The sequence below is a fragment of the Enterobacter sp. K16B genome (genome assembly GCF_020216105.1).
Lineage (GTDB): Bacteria > Pseudomonadota > Gammaproteobacteria > Enterobacterales > Enterobacteriaceae > Enterobacter > Enterobacter sichuanensis.
Genome location: NZ_JAIWJZ010000029.1, coordinates 41,483 through 62,062, shown reverse-complemented (window position 1 = coordinate 62,062; position 20,580 = coordinate 41,483). Strand labels below are relative to the sequence as shown.

The 20,580-nt window shown below is 56.0% G+C and carries 16 protein-coding genes; 2 read left to right on the top strand and 14 right to left on the bottom strand.

The features are described 5' to 3' along the window. Positions 1-8: 8 nt before the first annotated feature. The 7 genes from LDK53_RS07510 to LDK53_RS07480 form a co-directional block, all read right to left on the bottom strand. Positions 9-1,142: a Gfo/Idh/MocA family protein gene (locus LDK53_RS07510; RefSeq protein WP_045284573.1), complete on the bottom strand. Its 1,134-nt coding sequence runs from the start codon at positions 1,140-1,142 to the stop codon at positions 9-11. An 8-nt stretch (positions 1,143-1,150) separates the two neighbouring features. Next, positions 1,151-2,179, bottom strand: coding sequence for an ABC transporter permease (locus tag LDK53_RS07505; RefSeq protein WP_025758920.1), 1,029 nt, complete (start codon positions 2,177-2,179; stop codon positions 1,151-1,153). Positions 2,180-2,190: 11 nt separating this feature from the next. Then, positions 2,191-3,738, bottom strand: coding sequence for a sugar ABC transporter ATP-binding protein (locus LDK53_RS07500; protein WP_047959216.1), 1,548 nt, complete (start codon positions 3,736-3,738; stop codon positions 2,191-2,193). Positions 3,739-3,786: 48 nt separating this feature from the next. Next, positions 3,787-4,716, bottom strand: coding sequence for a sugar ABC transporter substrate-binding protein (locus LDK53_RS07495; RefSeq protein ID WP_025758918.1), 930 nt, complete (start codon positions 4,714-4,716; stop codon positions 3,787-3,789). 31 nt (positions 4,717-4,747) lie between these two features. Then, entirely contained in the window at positions 4,748-5,734 is a 987-nt protein-coding gene (gene iolG, locus LDK53_RS07490) for an inositol 2-dehydrogenase (RefSeq protein ID WP_045284575.1), read from the bottom strand. A gap of 298 nt (positions 5,735-6,032) precedes the next feature. Further along, complete coding sequence (gene iolD, locus LDK53_RS07485; protein WP_225285251.1) at positions 6,033-7,958, bottom strand: 3D-(3,5/4)-trihydroxycyclohexane-1,2-dione acylhydrolase (decyclizing); 1,926 nt, start codon at positions 7,956-7,958, stop codon at positions 6,033-6,035. Between the two features lie 11 nt (positions 7,959-7,969). Continuing rightward, entirely contained in the window at positions 7,970-9,475 is a 1,506-nt protein-coding gene (locus tag LDK53_RS07480; RefSeq protein ID WP_225285249.1) for a CoA-acylating methylmalonate-semialdehyde dehydrogenase, read from the bottom strand. Positions 9,476-9,766: 291 nt separating this feature from the next. Between LDK53_RS07480 and LDK53_RS07475 the strand changes: the two genes are divergently transcribed. Continuing rightward, on the top strand, positions 9,767-10,600 hold the full coding sequence (locus LDK53_RS07475) for a MurR/RpiR family transcriptional regulator (protein ID WP_045284578.1): 834 nt from the start codon (positions 9,767-9,769) through the stop codon (positions 10,598-10,600). A gap of 71 nt (positions 10,601-10,671) precedes the next feature. Here the strand turns inward: LDK53_RS07475 and LDK53_RS07470 are convergent, their stop codons facing one another. From LDK53_RS07470 to LDK53_RS07455, 4 genes are all read right to left on the bottom strand, one after another. After that, the gene (locus tag LDK53_RS07470; RefSeq protein WP_225285247.1) at positions 10,672-11,052 is read right to left on the bottom strand and encodes a DUF1641 domain-containing protein; all 381 of its coding nucleotides are present in this window, start codon (positions 11,050-11,052) and stop codon (positions 10,672-10,674) included. Continuing rightward, entirely contained in the window at positions 11,052-12,248 is a 1,197-nt protein-coding gene (locus LDK53_RS07465; RefSeq protein ID WP_225285244.1) for an NAD(P)/FAD-dependent oxidoreductase, read from the bottom strand. The genes LDK53_RS07470 and LDK53_RS07465 overlap by 1 nt, the downstream gene beginning before the upstream one ends. Positions 12,249-12,465: 217 nt before the next feature. Beyond that, positions 12,466-12,828, bottom strand: a complete 363-nt coding sequence (locus LDK53_RS07460; protein ID WP_318527749.1) for a YcgJ family protein — start codon at positions 12,826-12,828, stop codon at positions 12,466-12,468. 256 nt (positions 12,829-13,084) lie between these two features. After that, on the bottom strand, positions 13,085-13,570 hold the full coding sequence (locus LDK53_RS07455; RefSeq protein WP_225285243.1) for a GNAT family N-acetyltransferase: 486 nt from the start codon (positions 13,568-13,570) through the stop codon (positions 13,085-13,087). Between the two features lie 235 nt (positions 13,571-13,805). Between LDK53_RS07455 and LDK53_RS07450 the strand changes: the two genes are divergently transcribed. Next, positions 13,806-14,024: a hypothetical protein gene (locus tag LDK53_RS07450; RefSeq protein ID WP_032648750.1), complete on the top strand. Its 219-nt coding sequence runs from the start codon at positions 13,806-13,808 to the stop codon at positions 14,022-14,024. 503 nt (positions 14,025-14,527) lie between these two features. On the opposite strand, the gene LDK53_RS07445 is transcribed toward LDK53_RS07450, so the two are convergent. Genes LDK53_RS07445 through LDK53_RS07435 form a run of 3 tightly spaced genes read right to left on the bottom strand, consistent with a single transcriptional unit; the run spans position 14,528 to position 20,524 of the window. After that, positions 14,528-15,706 carry a GIY-YIG nuclease family protein gene (locus tag LDK53_RS07445; protein WP_225285241.1) on the bottom strand — a complete coding sequence of 393 codons (1,179 nt, stop codon included), beginning with the start codon at positions 15,704-15,706 and terminating at the stop codon, positions 14,528-14,530. After that, positions 15,699-17,744 (bottom strand): DEAD/DEAH box helicase, encoded by a 2,046-nt coding sequence (locus LDK53_RS07440; RefSeq protein ID WP_225285240.1) that lies wholly within the window; start codon positions 17,742-17,744, stop codon positions 15,699-15,701. The genes LDK53_RS07445 and LDK53_RS07440 overlap by 8 nt, the downstream gene beginning before the upstream one ends. After that, complete coding sequence (locus LDK53_RS07435) at positions 17,741-20,524, bottom strand: class I SAM-dependent DNA methyltransferase (RefSeq protein ID WP_225285239.1); 2,784 nt, start codon at positions 20,522-20,524, stop codon at positions 17,741-17,743. The genes LDK53_RS07440 and LDK53_RS07435 overlap by 4 nt, the downstream gene beginning before the upstream one ends. Positions 20,525-20,580 lie beyond the last annotated feature (56 nt).

The following is a 20,580-nucleotide window of genomic DNA, read 5'->3' as shown; positions in this document are numbered from 1 at the left end:
ATACCTCATCAGACAATGTCGTTCACGTTCAGCCAGCGGCCCTGCAGGTGTGAGAGTGCAATCGCGTCCAGCACGCGCGACACCTTCCAGCCCTCTTCGAAGTCCGGCCACATCGGCGCGTCGGCGGCTATCCCGTCTACCAGGTCGCGCACCTCCACCGTTTTTTGATCGTTAAAGCCAATCCCGTGGCCCGCGCCCATGCAGAACGCACCATAGTCCGGGTGAGCGGGGCCGACGAGCAGGGTACGGAACCCCTGACGGTTCACCGGATCGTCATGCAGATAGAGCTTCAGCTCCGCCATGCGCTCCTGGGTGAAACTGATGGCGCCTTTCGTCCCGGTGATAACGTACGAGAGCCCCATCTTGCGCCCGCAGGCGACGCGGGAGGTCTCAATGACGCCCTGCGCCCCGCCCGCGAAGCGCACCATCGCGTGGGCCTGATCCTCATTTTCGACGGCGATCATCTCCGACGAACCGGCCTTTGCCGGACGCGCCGGAACCACGATTTTTAAATCACCGCAAACCTGCTCAATCTCCCCTACCAGGTACTGGGCCATGTTGACGATATGCGCCGCGAGGTCGCCCAGCGCCCCCAGCCCGGCGGTCTCTTTGAAGCAGTGCCAGTGGATCGGCGAAAGCGGGTCGGCCATATAGTCTTCGTTGTGGGTACCGTAGAAGTGGATCACTTCGCCAATCTCGCCGCGGGCGATAATCTCTTTCGCCAGTTGCGCCGTCGGGTTTTTCATGTAGTTGAACCCCACCAGCGTTTTCACCCCTGCCCGCTTCGCAGCGTCGACCATCTCGCGCGCGTCGTGGGCGTTGAGCGCCAGCGGCTTCTCCGAGTAGACGTGCTTGCCGTGGCGGATCGCCTCCAGCGCCATCTCTTTATGCAGGTGGTTGGGGGAACAAATATCCACCACGTCAATGGCCGGGTCGGCCACCAGTGCCCGCCAGTCTCCGGTTGAGCGGTTGAAGCCAAACGCCTGGGCGCGCGCTGCCGCCAGCTCCGGCGTGACTTCCGCCACCATCTCGCGCACCAGCCTGCCGCGCAGGTTGAACACCGTCGGGGCCTGGGCATAGGCGATGGCATGCGCCTTGCCGATATACCCGGTGCCAATCAATCCAATACGAACCTCTTTCATCGTGATCCTCACAGTGCGCCGCGACGGCTCTTGGCGTAGGTGTCAAACGCCACCGCCAGAACAATAATTAATCCGGTGATAATCTGCTGGTAGTAGGCCGAGACGTTCATCAGCACCAGGCCGTTAATCAGAATGCCCATAATGATGGAGCCGATAATGGTGCCGCCGATGCGCCCGTAGCCGCCCATCAGCGAGGTGCCGCCAATCACCACCGAGGCGATGACGCGCAGCTCGAAGGAGATCCCGGCCACCGCCTCGGCGCTCCCCAGACGCGCGCTGAGGATGAAGCCCGCCAGCCCCGCCAGACAGCCAATCAGCACGTAGACGCTGACCAGCACGCGCCTGACGTTCACCCCCGCCAGACGCGCTGCCTCCGGGTTGCCGCCAATGGCGTAGACGAAGCGGCCCCAGCGGGTTTTATGCAGCGCCAGATAGCCGCCGACGGCGACGATGGCAAAAATCCAGATTGGAATGGAGATGCCGAGCAGCTCCCCGCGTCCCCACCAGCGATAGCCCTGATCGAAACCGGCGATCGGCGCGCCGTCGTTAATCACCAGCGTCAGGCCGCGCCAGATGGTCATCCCGCCGAGGGTGACAATGAACGGCGGCAGGCGCAGGCGGGTGACGCCCAGACCGTGCAGGAAGCCAATCGCCGTGCCCATGGCCAGGCAGATCCCCAGCCCAATCAGCCAGCTCATGCCGCCCCAGGCGTTCGGGTCGACGGTGGTGAAGTTATCGCCCTTAATCACGTAGGCCGCGGTCATGGCGCACACTGCCAGAATGGAGCCGACGGAGAGGTCGATCCCGGCGGTGAGGATGACGAAGGTCATCCCCACGGCCATGATCCCGTAGATGGAGACTTCGGTCAGAATGTTGAAAATATTGCGTTCAGAGAAAAAATTGCTGTTCTGCGACTGGAAGAAGATCAGCAGCAGGATCATGAAAATCAGCACCCCAAAGCGCTCGAAGAAGGCGATGGGATCGATGCGTCCGGCACGTTTAACCGGGACCTGCGTTTTAGAAATCATCTGCGTCATGAGTAACTCCGTTATGCCGCGTTCAGGGCGTTGTGGTTGATGGCCATCATCGTCATCAGCCGCTCTTCGTTGGCCTCATCGCCGTGGATCTCGCCGGTGACCCGGCCTTCACTCAGGGTGATGATCCGGTCGGAAACCGCCATCACTTCAGGCAGATCGGAGGAGATCACGATCACCGCCACGCCCTTTTTCGCCATGTCAAACAGCACCTGGTGCACTTCTGATTTGGTTCCCACGTCAATGCCGCGCGTCGGCTCATCAACGATCAGCACCCGCGGGTTGAGCGCCATGCAGCGCGCGAGGATCACTTTTTGCTGGTTACCGCCGGAGAGTTTGCGCACCTCCTGCGCGCTGTTGACCATTTTGATCTGCAGCGCCTGGCGGTAGGACTCAATCAGATCGTCCTCTTTGCGGGTGTTCACAAACCAGCGCCAGTGCAGCAGCGAGGAGAGGCAGGAGAGCGACAGGTTGTCGCGAATCGACAGCCCCAGCACCGCCCCCTCTTTTTTACGGTCTTCCGGTACCAGCGCCACGCCCTGTTCGAGGGCATACAGCGGGTCGCGCGGCTGGTACGGCACGCCGTCCAGCTCAAAGCTGCCCGAGGTAAACGCGTCTGCGCCAAACAGGCAGCGCGCCACTTCGGTGCGCCCGGCGCCCACCAGCCCGGCAATGCCTAACACCTCCCCGGCGTGGACGTGGAAGCTGATGTCATGCAGGGCGATGCCGTGCGGATCCAGCGGCGGCTTCTCACGGCTCAGCCCCTTCACCGCCAGGCGAACGGGTTTGTCCTCATGGTGGGTTTCGCTGGCGGGACGACGGTTAAAGGCCACATCGCGCCCGACCATCAGGCGGATCAGCTGTTCGACGTTGGTCTCGGCCACCGCGCCGGTGCCGGTGAAGCGGCCGTCCTGGAAAACGGTGAAGCGATCGCAAAGCTGGAACACTTCGTGCAGACGGTGGGTGACATAGATAATGCTCACGCCACGGGTTTTAAGCTCCCGCACCACGCGGTGCAGGCTTTCCACCTCGCTGTCGCTCAGCGCGGCGGACGGTTCGTCCATAATGATTAAACGGGCGTTGAGGGTCAGCGCCCGGGCGATCTCCACCATCTGCTGCTGCGCCACGCTCAGACGGGCGACGGGCGTGGTCGGGGCGACGTTCAGCTGCAGGTAATCGAGAATGACCTGCGCCTCCTGGTTTACCGCCTTTTCGTCGACGATCAGGTTACGCTTGCGCGGCTCGCGCCCGAGAAACATGTTTTCCGCGACGGTCATATTGGGCAGCAGGTTGAATTCCTGATAGATAGTGATAATGCCCTTGTTCTGGCGCTCCACCGGGGAGTCATCCACCGGCAACGTTTCGCCGTTAAACCAGATTTCCCCGCGGGTTTGCGGCTGCGCGCCCGCAAGCGCTTTCAGCAGCGTCGATTTTCCCGCCCCGTTTTCCCCCAGCAGGGCGTGAATTTCTCCGCTGCCGACGGTCAGCTGGGCGCTGCTCAGCGCCCAGACGCCGGAAAAGCTTTTTGCCAGGTCGGTCACTTTCAGTAAGGGTTGCGACATCGGTCTGCTCCTCCTCATGATGAGCCGCCAGAGGCGGCTCGGGACATATTAGTTACCGGCCTCACCGATCCGCTCAGCCTGCTGCAGGTTCTCTTTGGTGATCAGCGTCGGTGGGTAGTCAGCCCCGGTGATGGCTTTCTTCTCACGCACGTTGGCCACCAGCTGGCTCATCGCCGTCTGCACCGCAAAGCCCGGACGCTGATCCGCCGTTACCGCCAGCCAGCCGTCGCGCACGCGGGCCAGCGCTTCCGGCACCGCGTCAAAGCCTGTGACCAGAATTTCGCCCGGCTTCACGCCCTGGCTCTGCAGGGCTTCGATCGCCCCCAGCGCCATATCGTCATTGGCGGAGAGGATCACCTGCGGGCGTTTCGGCAGCGAAGGCAGGACGCTTTCAACGATGCGCATCCCTTCTGAACGCATCCAATTGCCGGTCTGATCGGCGACGATCTTGTACTTATCCCCGCCCGCCTTCAGGCTGTCGCGGATCCCTTTGGTGCGTTCAATGTTGGAGGAAGAGCCCGGCTGACCGGTCAGCAGAATGATCTCCGCGCCGTCGGGGAATTTGGTTTTCACAAAATCGCCAATCGCCTGGCCACCCTTGTAGTTGTTGGCGCCGAAGTGCGGCACTTTTTTCTGGCTGTCGACGGAGCGGTCAAGGGTGACGACCGGCAGCTTCGCATCCTGAATTTCATCCACCGCGCTTGAGACCGCGTTGACGTCGTTCGGGGAGACGATAAAGCCCTGCGCCCCGCGGGTAATGGCGTTTTCCAGGTCAGCCACCTGTTTTGGCGAGCTGCCCTGCCCGTCCAGCACCTGAAGCTTCACGCCCATCTCTTTTGCGGCTTTCACCGCCGTGCGCTGCATGTGAACTTCAAACGGCATGGCCAGGTTTGGGGTACTGAAAACAATTTGCTCGTTTTCGGCGAAGGCGGCCCCGGATGTCATGGCGATGAGGGCGGCTACGATCAGTTTTTTCATTATTATGTCTCTCTGTGTAGGGTGGTTGTGTTTAGAGGACGATCTCGCGCTGGCTTCGCAGCGATTCCAGCGCTTTATCCGCGAGGTACAGCGCACGTTCACCATCATCGCCGCTGCAGTCAGGTACCGCTTCGCCGCGCAGGACCGCGACAAAATGTTCCCATTCCGCGGCGTAAGCGGATTTGTAGCGCTGCAGGAAGAAGTGTTCCGGCAGCGCGCTGGTGCAGCCCTGTTTGCCGTAGTGCTGCACCTGGTTTTCCAGAATGTTGCCCGCGCACAGCAGCCCTTCGGAGCCGTGCAGCTCCAGGCGCTGGTCATAGCCATACGAGGAGCGGCGGCTGTTGACGATGGTCGCCATCGCGCCGGAGGCGTATTTCAGAACGATAAACGCGGTATCGATATCTCCCGCCTCGCCAATCGCCGGATCCACCAGGTTGCTGCCCTGGGCATACACCGACACCGGCTCTTCGCCCATGATGAAGCGCGCCATGTCAAAGTCGTGGATGGTCATATCGCGGAACATGCCGCCGGAGACGCGTACGTACTCCGCAGGCGGCGGAGACGGATCGCGGGAGATAATGAGCAGTGATTCCGGCTTGCCGATGCGCCCGGCCTGAGCCTCGGTTTTCACGCGGCGGAACTGCGGGTCAAAGCGGCGGTTAAAGCCGATGAACAGCGGCACGTCGTACTCCTTGACCACTTTCAGGCAGTCGCGCACGCGGGCAAGGTCGAGGTGTACCGGCTTTTCACAGAAGATGGCCTTGCCGTGGCGGGCGGCCATTTCAATCAGGTCCGCGTGGGTGTCGGTGGCAGAGGCGATCAGCACGGCGTGAACGTTAGGGTCGGTCATCGCCTCAGTCAGGCTCTGCTGGCGGGCCTGATACTGCGTGGCGAGACGGGTGGCAAATTCCTGATTCGGGTCAACCACGGACCAGAGCGTGGTCGCGCTGTGGCTGGCGATGTTAGCTGCATGTACCTGGCCAATTCGGCCAGCGCCCAGTAAAGCAATGTTAAACATAACGGCTCCCGGTGTTGGTGAATGCTGTGAACTAACGACCCTATAAATAAAACATTTATTTCATTTTTATAAATAGTGAAAATTATGTTTTTGAGCGTGGGTTAACACTTTTGAGATGAATGAGATAAATTCTGTTATCAATCTCACAACATGGAAGGGAGGACATCTTCCCCTCAGCCCGGCTCTCTCCCCAAAGGGGCGAGGGAGAAAAGGCCGCACCGAACCATCCCCTCTCCCCTTTGGGGAGAGGGTTAGGGTGAGGGGAAAATGAAATGAAAATTTCGTTACGAGGGAAAAACTAATACTGACGGGCTTTTTTCACCTGCGCCTGCGTTTGCTCCGCGGCTTCGCGCACCGCTGGTGACGCCGCCACCTGCGCATCACCGGTGCGCCACCAGGAGGCATAATCGTGGGTCATGGTCTTTGGCAGCACCTTGATGTCGAGCAGCGTGGGGCCAGGATGCGCGCGGGACGCCTCCAGCGCCGCCAGCAGGCTTTGCTCATCGTTCACCCGCCACGCGCGGCAGCCGTAGCTTTCCGCGTTTTGCGCGAAATCGACCTTCACAAGCGGCCCGTCAAGCCGTCCGGTTTCCGGATTGCGATGGCGGTTTTCCGTGCCAAAGCTGCCCATGCCGTGCCCCATCTGCAGGTTGTTGATGCAGCCGAAGCTGGCGTTATCAAACAGCAGAACGGTGATCTTAATGCCCTCCTGCACCGCAGTTTGCAGCTCGGAGTGCAGCATCATGTAGGAACCATCTCCCACCATGGCGTACACCGGCAGGCCTGGTCGGGCAAGCTTCGCGCCGATGGCCGCCGCAATCTCGTAGCCCATGCAGGAGTAGCCGTACTCCAGATGGTAGGTGTCAGGCGTTTTGACCTGCCAGAGGCGCTGTAAATCTCCCGGCAGCGATCCGGCCGCCCCCACCACGATGGCGTTATCTTCCACATGCTGGTTGATGAGCCCCAGCACCCGCGTCTGGGTCAGGCGGGTGTTGAGCGTCTCGCCGTACTCCGCCAGCTGCGCATCCAGATGCCCTGCCACTTCGGGCGCGTCGTCAGGACGCCACTGGCGATCCCACAGGCGGCGGCACTCGTCGCGCCAGGTGGATTTCGCCTGAACGATCGCCTCTCCCCAGCCGCTGCGGTACTCCCCGAGCGCGTGGGTTAAGGCCTGCAGCCCGGTTTGGGCATCGGCAATCAGCGCGGTGGCGTCCAGCTTCAGGGCGTCAAACTCGGCCACGTTCAGCAGCAAAAATTCCACGTCCGGATGGCAAAAGAGCGCCTTGGAGCCGGTGGTAAAGTCCGTCAGGCGCGTGCCGATGCCGATCACCAGGTCGGCCTGCGGCGCGAGCTGGTTGGCCGCCATTCCGCCCGTCACGCCCACCCCGCCCAGATTAAGTGGGTGGTCACTTACCAGCGCCCCCTTTCCGGCCTGGGTTTCAGCAAACGGCAGCTGCAGCGTCTCGACAAATTCACTAAACGCCTCATGCGCGCCGGAATAGCGCACGCCGCCGCCGCACACCACCAGCGGCCGACGTTTACGGGCGATCAGCGCCCGCGCCTGCGCCAGACGCTGCGGGTCCGGCGGACGACGCTCGATGTGATGCACGCGACGCGCAAAGAAGCTCAGCGGGTAATCCCAGGCTTCCCCCTGCACGTCCTGCGGCAGGCAAATTGTCACCGCACCGGTATCTGCCGGGTCAGTAAGCGTTCGCATCGCGTTTAGCATCGCGCTCATGAGCTGCTCCGGGCGGTTGATACGGTCCCAGTAGCGGGAGACCGGACGGAAGCAGTCGTTAGTGCTAATGCTGAGATCGTGATACTGCTCAATCTGCTGCAGCACCGGGTCCGGCTGGCGGCTGGCGTAGATGTCTCCTGGCAGCAGCAACAGCGGAATGCGGTTTGCCGTAGCGGTCGCCGCGGCGGTGATCATATTGGCGGCCCCCGGCCCGACGGAGGAGGTGACGGCGAAAATGCGCTGACGACGGTGCTGTCTGGCGAATCCCGTCGCCATGTGGGCAATGCCCTGCTCGTTGCAGCCCTGCATCACCTGCAGATGGCCCGGATCCTGCTCCAGCGCCTGGCCGATACCGAGCACGTTGCCGTGTCCAAAGATGGTGGCGACGCCCTCCACGAAGGGCGTTTCGTTGCCGTCAACGCTGACGTACTGTTGGTTAAGGAATCTGACCAGCGCCTGGGCCATGGTCATTCGTTCGGTTTGCATAACACCTCCTGTCAGCCCAGCGTCGGCATGGAGAACGCCGCGCCGGTCTCCTGCTGCATTTCCGGCCAGCGCGCGGTGATGGTTTTCATTCGGGTGTAGAAACGCACGCCGTCGTTGCCGTGAACGTTGAGCGCGCCAAAAATCGAGCGCTTCCAGCCGCCGAAGCTGTGGAATGCCATCGGCACCGGGATCGGCACGTTGACGCCCACCATACCCGCCTGCACCTCTTCGCAGAAGCGGCGTGCGCAGCCGCCGTCACGGGTGAAAATGGCCGAGCCATTACCATATTCATGGCGGTTAATCAGATCCACCGCGCTGGCGTAATCTGCTACGCGCACCACAGAAAGCACCGGACCAAAAATCTCTTCTTTATAGATGGTCATCTCCGGGGTGACGTTATCGAACAGCGTCGGCCCGACAAAATAGCCTTGCTCGTGGCCCTTCACGCTGAAGCCGCGACCGTCCACGCGAAGCGTCGCCCCCTGCGCTTCCCCGCTGTCGATGTAGCCCAGCACCTTGCGGCGGTGCGCGGAGGAGATGAGCGGCCCCATTTCGTTCTCCGGCGTCTGGTCCAGTCCTGGCCCAACGCGCAGCGCGGCAATCTGTTTTTCCAGCCGGGCGCAGAGGTCATCGGCGGTGTTATCCCCCACCGCCAGCACCACAGAGAGCGCCATGCAGCGTTCGCCCGCCGCGCCGTAGGCCGCGCCCATAATGGCGTTGGTCGCCATCTCCATGTCGGCATCCGGCATTAAAATGCAGTGGTTTTTCGCCCCGCCCAGCGCCTGACAGCGCTTCCCGTGGGCAGACGCGGTCTGGTAAATGTATTCGGCAATCGGCGTGGAGCCGACAAAGCTCACCGCCTGCACGCGCGGGTCGGTCAGGAGCACGTCGACGGACTCCTTGTCACCCTGCACCACATTGAACACGCCGTCCGGCAGGCCGGCCTCTTTCAGCAGCTGCGCCAGTGCCAGCGCCAGCGAAGGGTCTTTTTCCGACGGTTTCAGCACGAAGGTGTTGCCGGTCGCCAGGGCAATCGGGAACATCCACATCGGCACCATCGCCGGGAAGTTAAACGGCGTGATCCCGGCGCAGACGCCGAGCGGCTGCATCAGCGAGTGGCTGTCAACGCCGGTCCCGACGTTCGCCGAGTGTTCACCCTTTTGCAGATGCGGAATGCCGCAGGCAAATTCGACCACTTCCAGGCCGCGGGTCAGTTCGCCCACCGCATCGGAGAAGACCTTGCCGTGCTCTTCGCTGATGAGGCGGGCCAGGCGCTCCATATTCTCTTCCAGCAGCGCCTTGAAGCGGAACATCACGCGCGCGCGCTTAAGCGGAGCATGGCGCGCCCACGCCGGAAACGCCTGCTGCGCGGCGGCAATCGCCTGCTCCGTTTCCTGTGCCGTACTCATCACCACCTGGCGGATCTGCTCGCCGGTGGCCGGGTTGAAGATCGCCTGAACGCGCTGGCCTGAACCGGTGACACATTCGCCGTGAATAAAATTCGCTACCGTCTCCATCCTTAACCTCTCGCTGTTGATACGTGACTTGACCTGAACACTGTGTACTGAACACTATATATGAAACAAATATTCCATTTTAAGTTGAAATAAAATAAATGATGATTATTGTGATCAAGGATGGATTTTTATGTTAACAGCCAGCATCACTGACGCCGCGTGCGCTATTAAGGGATTTCGGGCGAGGAAATGACTGAAGCTTCTGTTTCATTTTTGCTGCCAGATGGATGGCCGACATTTAAAAGACGCGGTTTTGCGTTTAGAATCATAAGACTGTATTTGGGGGATAACATGACGACAGCAACCAGCCTGAACGAACTGCAGCAGCAAATCCGCGATCGCTACGATAGCCTGAGCAAGAGGCTGCAGCAGGTCTCCCGCTATGTGCTGGATAACACCAACAGCGTGGCGTTTGACACGGTTGCTGTCATTGCCGAGCGCGCCGATGTGCCGCCGTCGACGCTGATCCGCTTTGCCAACGCCTTTGACTTCACCGGCTTCAACGAAATGAAACAGTTGTTTCGCATGAACCTGGTGGAGGAGACCGCCAGCTACAGCGACCGCGCCCGGCTGTTCCGCGAGATGGAGAGCGAGGCCGTGCCGGAAACGCCGCTCGATATCCTGCAGGAGTTCGCCCGTTCAAACGCGCAGGCGCTGCAGCAGCTGGCCGCCCGCGCCGAGCCGGAGATGCTGGAGCGCGCGGTACAGCTGCTGGCCGAGGCCGACACCATCTACATCGCCGGTCTGCGCCGCTCTTTTAGCGTCGCCGCGTATCTGACCTACGCCCTGAGTCACCTCGAATGCCGCCCGATTCTGCTCGACGGCATGGGCGGGATGCTGCGCGAGCAGATCAGCCGCATTAAGGCGCGCGACATTGTGGTGTCGATCAGCTTCTCGCCGTACGCGGAAGAGACCGTGATGGTCAGCGAAACCGCCGCCAGCGTCGGCGCGCGGCAGATTGTGATCACGGACAGCCAGATAAGCCCCCTGGCGACATTCAGCGATCTCTGCTTTGTGGTGAAAGAGGCACAGGTGGATGCGTTTCGATCTCAGTCGGCAACGCTGTGCCTGGTGCAGTCGCTGGTGGTGGCGCTGGCGTATCGGTTGGGGAGTGGGGAGAAATAGCCCCAGTGCAGTCTGGTGGGCCGGGTAATGCATAGCCGATACCCGACCGCCTGAAAAGCATCAGCCAGACATTAACGACTCCTTATCTCGGGGCAATCAGAATAACTGACGGAAGAGAGGGAATTCAGACGTTGCCCCGTAATCTGTAACACACGCAGCAAAAGCATGATACCGCGGCGGGTATCAGGATCGTTGAGCGCGGTGAACACCTGCCGAAGCGAGATACCCCCTTCCCGGTTAATTTGCTCCCCCCACGCCATGCGCAGCGCGGTTCCCCCTTCCCAGCCGACGGTGACCACATCTTCAAAAACGCCAGCCAGTTTTTCGACCATCGCGTTATCGGTCATTTCCAGCAGGTCTGCAACGACGGCGAGCAGATCAACCAGATTATTCAGACGATTGCCTGCCATCAGCGGGGCAAGGCTTTTTAGTAACTGTTCCTGTTCACTCATCAGAACATCCCCCTCACGACACCCCAATACAGTCCGCGGTTAAAGCCGTTTCGCAGCATGCCACCGAGTTTTGTCGCCGGCATGGGGGTCACGTCATTGCGATAGTCATACACCAACGGCATGCCGGCCCAGAGCCCCATCTGCGCAACGGCCTGGACCCGTCCATCGTAATGGTTACCGCTTCCGGGCGGTCTGCCATACAGCTCCGCCACAATGTTATCCGCGATGATGGGCGCCTGGTTGTGGCACGATCCCCCGGCTTTACTGATCGGCAGGTCAACAGTATCGCCGATTACATACACCCCTTTTAACCCGTAGACGCCCAGCGTCTGGTGATCCGTCGGCAACCAGCCTTCACCGTTCTGAACCTCACTGAGCCCGGTGTTACGCACCGCTTCGACCGCCCTGATGGGCGGCGTGGCCATCAGGATATCGAAGTTCTGTGAATCGCCCTCGGCGGAATAAGCAATTTTGCTGTCAGGATCGACATGGTTTAAGGTAAAACCGCGCTGATGCTGTATTCCTTTGGCAGCAAAAATATCGCCCAGCGCCTCCCCCACCGGACGCTGCAGGAACAGACAGTTTCTCAGCAATTGCGCGACGGTCGGATAGGTATAAACAATCTCAACCTGATTACGTACGCCACGCTGACGCAAATAGTCATCAACCATCAGTGTGGTTTCAATGGGGGCGATGCCGCACTGGTGGGGCACATTCGGCGTTTCCGGGAAAGAGACGGTAATAAATATTCGCCCCTTTTTAATGGTGGAGAGCTTATGCGCTAGCTGTCTTGCCGCCGCATATTGATAAAAATGGTCGCCCGCTTCGGCAAGGCCAGGTATTTTTTGGGGGAAAGGCGTGCAGCCGGTTGCGATAACCAGCAGGTCCCAGTCGTAATAGTGCTTGCTGGCGCCGTAGAGTCGACGCTGTTTAAAATCGAAAGCTTCAATCTTATCGGTAATAAACCGAATTTCCGGACTCAGTAACTGTCGTTCAGGCCGTGCCAGTTCATGGTAGTGGAAGAGGTTAAACGCGACATACATAAATGCGGGCTTGTAGTAATGCACCGGCGATTCGGAAATCAGTACCAGCTCTACCTGACCGCTGGCAATTTCACGCCGTAATTTCCTGGCCAGCAGGTTGGCGACAATCGTCCCTCCCGTGCCGCCGCCGACAATCATTATGCGGTTTTTCATTCCTTTATTCGCTCATGGTAGTGAATGGGAATTCACGTAACCAGACCGCTTCACTGTTACGTTCAGCCAAAGGGTAGCAATGGAATAATATTTCGCAATTTAAACCTTAATATAAAATTTAATTTTGTTAATCACACCATCATTTATAATATACACTACAAAATATAACTTATATCCCTTTAACGCAGTCTCTGGCTGTGCTCTCTTTTCATCACCATTATTCGCCAAAAAGCAGCTTTGTGTACTTTTTAGATATAGCCCCGGAGCGCTGTCCGTTCGCGCCATAATAGCGATCTTCTCGGCACAGTCGTTCCTTCACATCGCAAAAAATGCCGTTGGCAAAGGTGAATTCGGTCAGATCGACATCGCTCGACGTGAACACCTCGTTTGCAGCAGCCTTCTTACCGAGATACGTCTCTGTCAACGTGCGGGATAATCCCTTGTCATTGGCGCATACATATCGGTCGCAGAGCACGCCCGAGACTGGAGACTTGAGCCTGGCGGGGGTCCTGGCCTGGACGTCCATGGCGGACACGGCCAGCAGCGCGGCCACAGAGTATGCGAGTATTGACTTGTTCAAGATGATAATCTCCGTTGGTTAATGAGTGCCAGCTTTGCACCGGGCGCGGTGGAAGCATCATGAGGGTGAAAAACCCTGGAGGGTTCTGAGTTTCAACAGGAAACGCCCCGTATGGCTTTTTGTTGACTTAAACAGTCGTCGAAAGTTCGGCTCGGTGGCAATTGTAAGGGCCCTATCCCGGTTAGGTCCAGTGTGAGCGAGGAGCGGATCTACCATTATGCTATTTTTATCAACAGTGCATCTTTTCCAGAGTACTTCAGTCGGCACTATGGGCAAACTCATCTATTTTGGTGCCAAAAACCCGATGATAGTTAACACTCTTGATAACTTGAGCACCGAGAGACTCATAAAACTTCTGTGCCAATGGGTCTGCTGCCATAGATAACCAATCAAGTTGTAAACACCCACGCTCTTGTGCTCGACAGGCTATAAAACTCATCAGCTTTCTACCAATTCCAGTCCTCCTGAAAGGCGCAGAAACAAAAAGCTCTTTGATAAACATTTGCCCGCTGAAACGTGGTGAAGGGTACATCACTGATACACATGAAAACGCAGCTATTACTCCATCAAAAACCACTTTGTGAACTTCGGTATTAGAGTCGACGGCAAGGACCTTATCCCTTAGATATGCGGTCATGTCATTCCTGGACAAGCAAAGCTCCTGATTATAGTAGTTTTCCATCTCGAGAAAAATATCAACTAAATCAGGATATTCGTGTGGTTTGCAGATGGTAATGTTCACGCATGCCTCCTTAAGCAAAATATATCAATCTTAAATTAATATAAAAGCAATAAAGCTATATCAATAAAGTTACTATCGCAAATTGTTAAAATAACGCAGTTGTTCCATAGTTGATTGAAGCATTTTTAGCGAGGAGCGGACGCTGACCTTTCATATTTATACGATTTACGCTCTGGCCTGATCTGACGTATGTATCTTAGATACAGGAACTCACTAGCATGATCGGAGATTGCATATGCTAATATATAACGTTTTTGGAAGGCATATTGGCGTTCAACGTAAGCATGATCGGTGGCTGGTATTTCGTGCTGACCTGACGGAGAGAAAGTTTTCTCGACTCTATGACATCGCTATTCCAGACGATATGACTGAAGGCGAGATTGCCGGCTGGCTGGGTGACATTTTCCATGAAGCCGCAACCGATCGTCATCCAAATGTGGAACGCATCGAATAAGGATTTAATGAATAGCCTTACATTGTGCCCGCTCCTGGCACTAACCTGACATGGTATTGCCAGCCATGGCCCAAAAAAAGCCCGCAATTCGCGGGCTTAGAGATAATTTAGAACCTGTTAGTACCAGACGTTTCCGGTTGGGAAATCATTCCCACTCGAATATCAATGACGAAAAAAAATCCCTTTAATTACAGTCGATTGAATGAGGAACCCATAGCAATACCACGAATAATACCATTTTCAGTTTATTCAACTGAAAATGGTTTAATTGGCCAAAACTTGCGTATCACGGCAACTCGTGACAGACATTACACATACCCACTAACACATGATGCAGATATCCCGTTCACGCAATGCACAGCGGTTTCAGCTTTCAGCCCCCGGCCATCATTTCGGCCGCAATTTCCTCTGTGATGAATAGCGACTCGGTTCGAGTCGTTCTGGATATCTTCATGCCTCTCTTTTCCTGTCAACACCTAGCCTTCGACCATGGTTATTTATACTTATGCCTTCACCAGCTTCGCAGACATGGGATCATAGACATACTCGATAATGCTACCATCCTTGATACGTGCAACAGCCTCATCGATGACGAATAACGGAACGAGAAACCATTCTTCGGGCTGCACAGGATGACCGAAACGGTCATTAATGGTGATGTTAAGCCGAGCGGGTGCGAACAACCTGTGAAACAGGTTTTCCATCCGGGTGCGGTTGATGCCTGCGAGCTTATATGAAGCTACCACTTCGACCTTCGCCAATAGATAGGTGGAATCGTGTTCAGCATTGGCAATACGAGTCTCTACCTTGCCGCCAGTCACACCAATCTTGTGAATGACATCACGATGTTCAGCCACATAAGGGTTATCAGATAGCGAACGCAACACATAGATGGTGCCACTTTCAAGAACGCTCTCTTCTAGAGCATCGCTGAATAAAGGCCCCATGTCTGGATCGGTAATTCGGCGTGCTGTTTCGTCTTTATACAAGGCACGAACCAATGACAGCCGAAGTAGGTTGCTTTCCGTACCATTCGAGTAAATGACACGCAGCCGAGCATCTTTCTTCCCCTGTGGCGAATCAAACTCTTCACCTTCTTCAGCCACATAAGCCGTTTGTCCATCCAGGATGAACCAATGGCCCACTTCAATCGTTGCATACTGCCCGAATGGTCGGGTCACTCGTAACCCTGAACTTAGATCACTGCGCACCTGCTCAAATAGCGGTTTGAACGCATCAAAATCCTCGCACGGCTTGCGATCCGCGATCCCTTGTACAACACGCTTTTCGGCGCTAGCACGAACATGACGCAAGACTGTGATATCGTCCTCGCTGGTAACATCAGCCAGTTCGGCAGCCAAATTATCGATATCAATGATTTCGTCCGTAGACTCCGCTACTTCGCCCTTTCCAGCCAATAAGCCCTGATGATCCAGCGGTTCAAGCAAGGCACGGCATTCTGGGAGATTGCGTAGACGGTCGAGCCGCACTGCATAGAGACGCTCGAAGATATCACGATCTTCGCCGTGTTGCGGAACACGCCCATGTTGCTCAGTAAAGCGCTGGATTTCTTCAAAACCGGCTATGATGCGTTCCTCGCTGGCTGAACGTCCTTTTTTCTTCTCAGGTGGTGCAAACTCGGCAAGTTCTGCTGCCAAATCGTCTAAATCAGAATTACTCATAACGTCCCTCCGCCCTGAAACGCATAAACGCAGCTGCGCCCTCGGCAAGGTGCTTCTCCCAGGCATCCGGTGAAGTTAACGATGGGAGGCGCCCACGTTCACGTTTGAATTCAGCGGCACGCTTGGCGATCACCTTGGCATCTTCAGGTGTGATCGAGGTACGCTTGGCCGAGATGGCCGCCGCGACCTGCTTCAAACTGTCTTCACTCATCGTCTTAGCAAGGATAGCGTAGGCTTCACCAAAGGGATTGATACGGTCGATAAGGTCTATATCTAAATCGCGCACGTCCATCGCAAAGCGACGCACTCCGTCAATCAGAGCAGTATTGAGCGTCCCATCGTTCTCGTCTATGGCAAGACGCTTAGCCTGCTGCGTGAGGTTAAGAGCAGCGATAGCATGCTGACGTATAGCCTCCTGATCTTCCGCATCAAGTTCAGGATACTTTTCTTTGATAATCTTCCCCATACGAACCTGTGTTAACTCTTCAGGGAGCAGTTCTTCATCGAACAGACCTCGTTCGATGGCGGGCTTATCCTGCACAAAGGCCGCGATCACTTCGTTTAAATCTTCCTGGCAGATGCGTGCCGCCTCTTTGCTCCTGGGCTCGGCAAGTCCTTTAATCTCGATTTGATACGTCCCTGTCTGCTCATTAACACCAAAATTGCAGTTATCCGGGTCATACCCTCCATCACCATAGTCAAAACCTGGAGTAGGGCTGCTTTCTGGTTTTTTGGGTTTGAACTCGAAGCGCGGAGCCAGTACCTGCTCCATCAGCAGACTTGCCGCGATGGCTTTCAAGGTATCGTTGACTGCCTCGGTGACAGCCCCCTCTACAGCATCCGGCTCGGCGATCAGGTTAGTAAACCTTGCGCGGGGTTTACCCGGCGCGTCGCGAGTGGCGCGACCGATGATCTGCACGATCTCAGTCAGGCTGGCTCGGTAACCAACGGTCAACGCATGTTCGCACCAGATCCAGTCGAAACCTTCCTTCGCCATACCAAGTGCAATAATGATGTCCACATAATCACGGTCTGTCTTCATTTCTGCAGCACGGAGGCTTTCCTGAATCTTGCCTTGGCTGGTTGGGTCCACCAGGTCAGCAATCCGTAGCACGCGTCCATCGAGGCATTTGACTAGCTGAAAACCAGTCACAGGATCCGCTCCTTGCCAATCGCCAAGCTCGCCGAGAATGTGCTCCACCTCTTTGATTTTATCCTTCGTGCTCTCGCGCGAATTGACGTTGGGAATATGGATAATGGTCTTCTTGTCAGGATCGAGTACATTGAAGATGTCATCGACGTAGGAGCCACTGTAGAAGAAGTAGCCGATGTCGAGTTGCTTGAGGTATTCGTAGCCGTTAAGTTGTTCGTAGTAAGTGTAGGTGACGGTATCGAACCTGGACTCATCCTGAGGAGCTAAAACGGCCTCCGCATCACCCCGGAAGTAGGAGCCGGTCATGGCAACGATGTGCGTCTTGTCACGCGCGATAAACTGCCCCAGATGCTGGCCAAGCTTGTTATCCGGGTTAGCTGACACATGGTGGAATTCATCGACGGCGATCAGGCGATCGTCAAACGCTTCTACGCCGTACGCATCGACCGCGAAGCGAAAGGTTGCGTGTGTGCAAACAAGCACCTTGTCGCTACTTTCAAGAAAAGATCCGAAAGATCTTACCTTGCCACCATTGTCGTTACCGGGCGCGTTGCATAGGTTCCACTTAGGTTCGACATGCCAATCAGCCCAGAATCCAAACTGCGATAGTGGTTCATCGTTGAAGCTAGCACCGATGGATTTCTCTGGAACGACGATGATGGCCTGTTTGATCCCCTGATTTTCGAGTTTATCGAGTGCAATGAACATCAGCGCACGACTTTTGCCGGAGGCGGGCGGCGACTTGATGAGAAGATATTGTTCTCCGCGCCTCTCATAGGCCCTTTCTTGCATAGGGCGCATTCCAAGGGCATTAGACTTAGTCGATGCTCCGTTGCGTGCATAGGTAACGGAAACGGACGGTACTGATTTAAACTTGTTGCTCATGCATTGGTTCCCACTTTACGCTTCTTGCCTTTGGCCGGTGCAGCCGAAGCGGCCATCTTGATATAAAGGTCAAATAGCTTTTCAAGCCGCTCTGTATCATTCTTAAAGCGACGGCCGATGTAGATGCGCTCCAGCACTTCGTCGTTGCGATCATGCGCAGCCCGCAGATCAGTAGGCATGTTAGCAGGCTCGTATAGGTCCGCGATGGTCGCGGGGAAATGATGCTCACGCGCCAGAAGTATGTCCTCCGCGCAGCGTGTGAGGTCAGCCTTGTTTTTTTCTGTGAGTTTTGGTACTGGGAAGGTGTTCCAGCCTAGGGTGTTAGAGTAGCGGTAGCGTGTTTCCAATTTCCCGCAGATGGTGGCGATCCAGACCAAGTGTAGACGAGATGCAATGAGCGCAAGATTCCAGAGCGGAGCGTCGTAGAGAGCAAAGGCGAGGTTGCTGACTACCGAATGATTATCAATCAGTCCAACAGGAAGATACTCGCGCCCTTCCGATGAAACCCCCGGTAGAATCAGCGTGTGCTTGCCACCATGATACATCTCGCGAAACTGATGAGCCCGTGATGCTAACTCATTCGTACCAGCATCTTTACTTTTGAGCCGCATTTCCCGAACGCCATCAATCCGACCCCGAATAGACGCAATATCCAAAGCTTGCGACAATTTTACATCAGGGATCCAGAGGCACTTACGTACTACTCCGCGAATAAACTCGGCAGATCCATAGATGCGTCGAAGAAATGTCTCTTCATCCTGCTTGCTCAAACCGAGCGAAACCGCGTCATCCGCCGATAACAAAAGATTTCCCCCATCGACGGGCATGTTGCCAAAAGACATATCCGGCAGACCCGATATGCTCTTGCGCTGGCCCACGACTACAACATCCTCACCAACACTCAGATAGGGTGTGATGTTTGTCGCCTCGCGTACAGTAGTTTGGCCATTGCGGTCCAAGTCGTAAAGTAGCCTTGTCTTACTCACATCCGTAGACAGGCCGACGATAGCGACTGTTACACCCGCGTTATGTGCAGCAAGGTTCGTCCATTTGAAGCTGGAGTGCGCGAAGCGAATGTGGGAGCCACATTTGAAAATTGCTGGCCACAGGATAGGAACAATTCGGCCTTGGCAGATAGAGTTGGTGCTCACAAAAGCCGAATCCGTTGGTGTGGCTTGCGCGTAGGCAGCAGCTTTCATGAACCAACCACCAACATAATCGATTTGTTTGGACGAAATACCATAAGGTTCAAATACCGAAGCCAAATCCGCTTTCTGCTCTTTAGTCTGCGTTTGGCTACCTTTGTAAGGCGGGTTACCACAGATGTATGTCTCCCCACCTTCGTTCTGAAAGTCAATCTCTGCTTGACCGAGAGGCGCCTCAAAGAGGTTATCTGCCTGCAACTTCACGCCAATTCCGGACGGAGGGCAAACGCTCAACCAATCAATCCGCAATGCGTTGCCACATGTAATCCAATTATCATTACGCAAAGGAAGAAACTCGGCCAGCGCAAGTTTTAGCCCCCGGTACACCACATCACACTGATACTCAGCAATAACTAGCGCGAGACGGGCAATCTCCGCAGGGAAATCTCGTATTTCGATCCCGCGAAAGTTGGTAAGAGGGATGTCAGAGGCATTATCCATCTCTCCACGTCGTCGATTAATCTCGGCCTCGATGGCTCGCATTTCCTTGTACGCAATCACTAAGAAGTTGCCAGATCCACATGCTGGGTCGAATACGCGGATTCGGGCCATACGCTTGCGCAGATTGAGCAGCATGCGCGGATTGTCACCGGCTTCATCCAGTTTCGCCCGCAGTTCGTCGAGGAATAGTGGGTTAAGCACCTTGAGTATATTGGGGACACTAGTGTAATGCATTCCCAACTCACCACGCTCTTCGTCTTCGGTAATGGCCTGAATCATCGAGCCGAATATGTCTGGGTTGATTTTGGTCCAATCCAGATTGCCAACGTGTAGAAGATAGGATCGCGCAATACGGCTGAAGCGCGGTACCTCCTCACTTCCCGAGAAAAGAGCGCCGTTTACATAAGGAAACTCAGCAGCCCAACGCGGAATACCGACAACACTTCGCTCATCGCGTGGAGTGTTCATTGCACGAAACAACGTGGCGATGACCTCGTGCAAATTAGAAGCGTCGCGCTCACTCATCTGCGCAATAGTGTCAGTAAAGCGCCCCTTGCCTATAAATATGTCAGTGTCTTCGGCGAAAAAGCAGAAAATTAGACGCGCCATGAACTTGTTCATGTCATGACGACGCCCCGAAGTACCCCATTCAGGATTGTCTTTTAACAGTTCGACGTACAGGCGGTTCAAACGGCTAGTAGCACGGATGTCAAAGGCGTCTTCGCTGATCTGCCGAATAGTGCTGATACCTGCCAATGGCAAAAAGAAGCCGAAGTGATCGGGAAAGTCTTTAAAGGCACAAGCCACAGTCTGACCACTGTTGAGGTCTTCGGCTTCAAAGTATTTGCCGTCCGTGGCAAGGATGAATTTCGCCTTGGCCTTGCCTGTTGCCGGGCTGGCCTTAAGTGCAGCCAGCATCTGTGTGACTTGGCCCCCTTCACTGGCCAGAATGTGGATGTTGTTTGTCTGAAGAACACCACCCAAGTCGGACTTATTCGATGCCCCGGCGCGCAGACGTTTGATGGTCGTTTCCTTGTTACCAAAGGCTTCAAGAAAAGCATAAGGAAACTCTATAGGGTCAAAGGGTTGCTCTGCAAGATCCGTGATGGCTTGTTCAATTTCTACGGCGTTCATTTGCGTACAGCTCTCCATTGGCATGTGACCGCCCTGCTGCTACTGGTGTGCGGTGA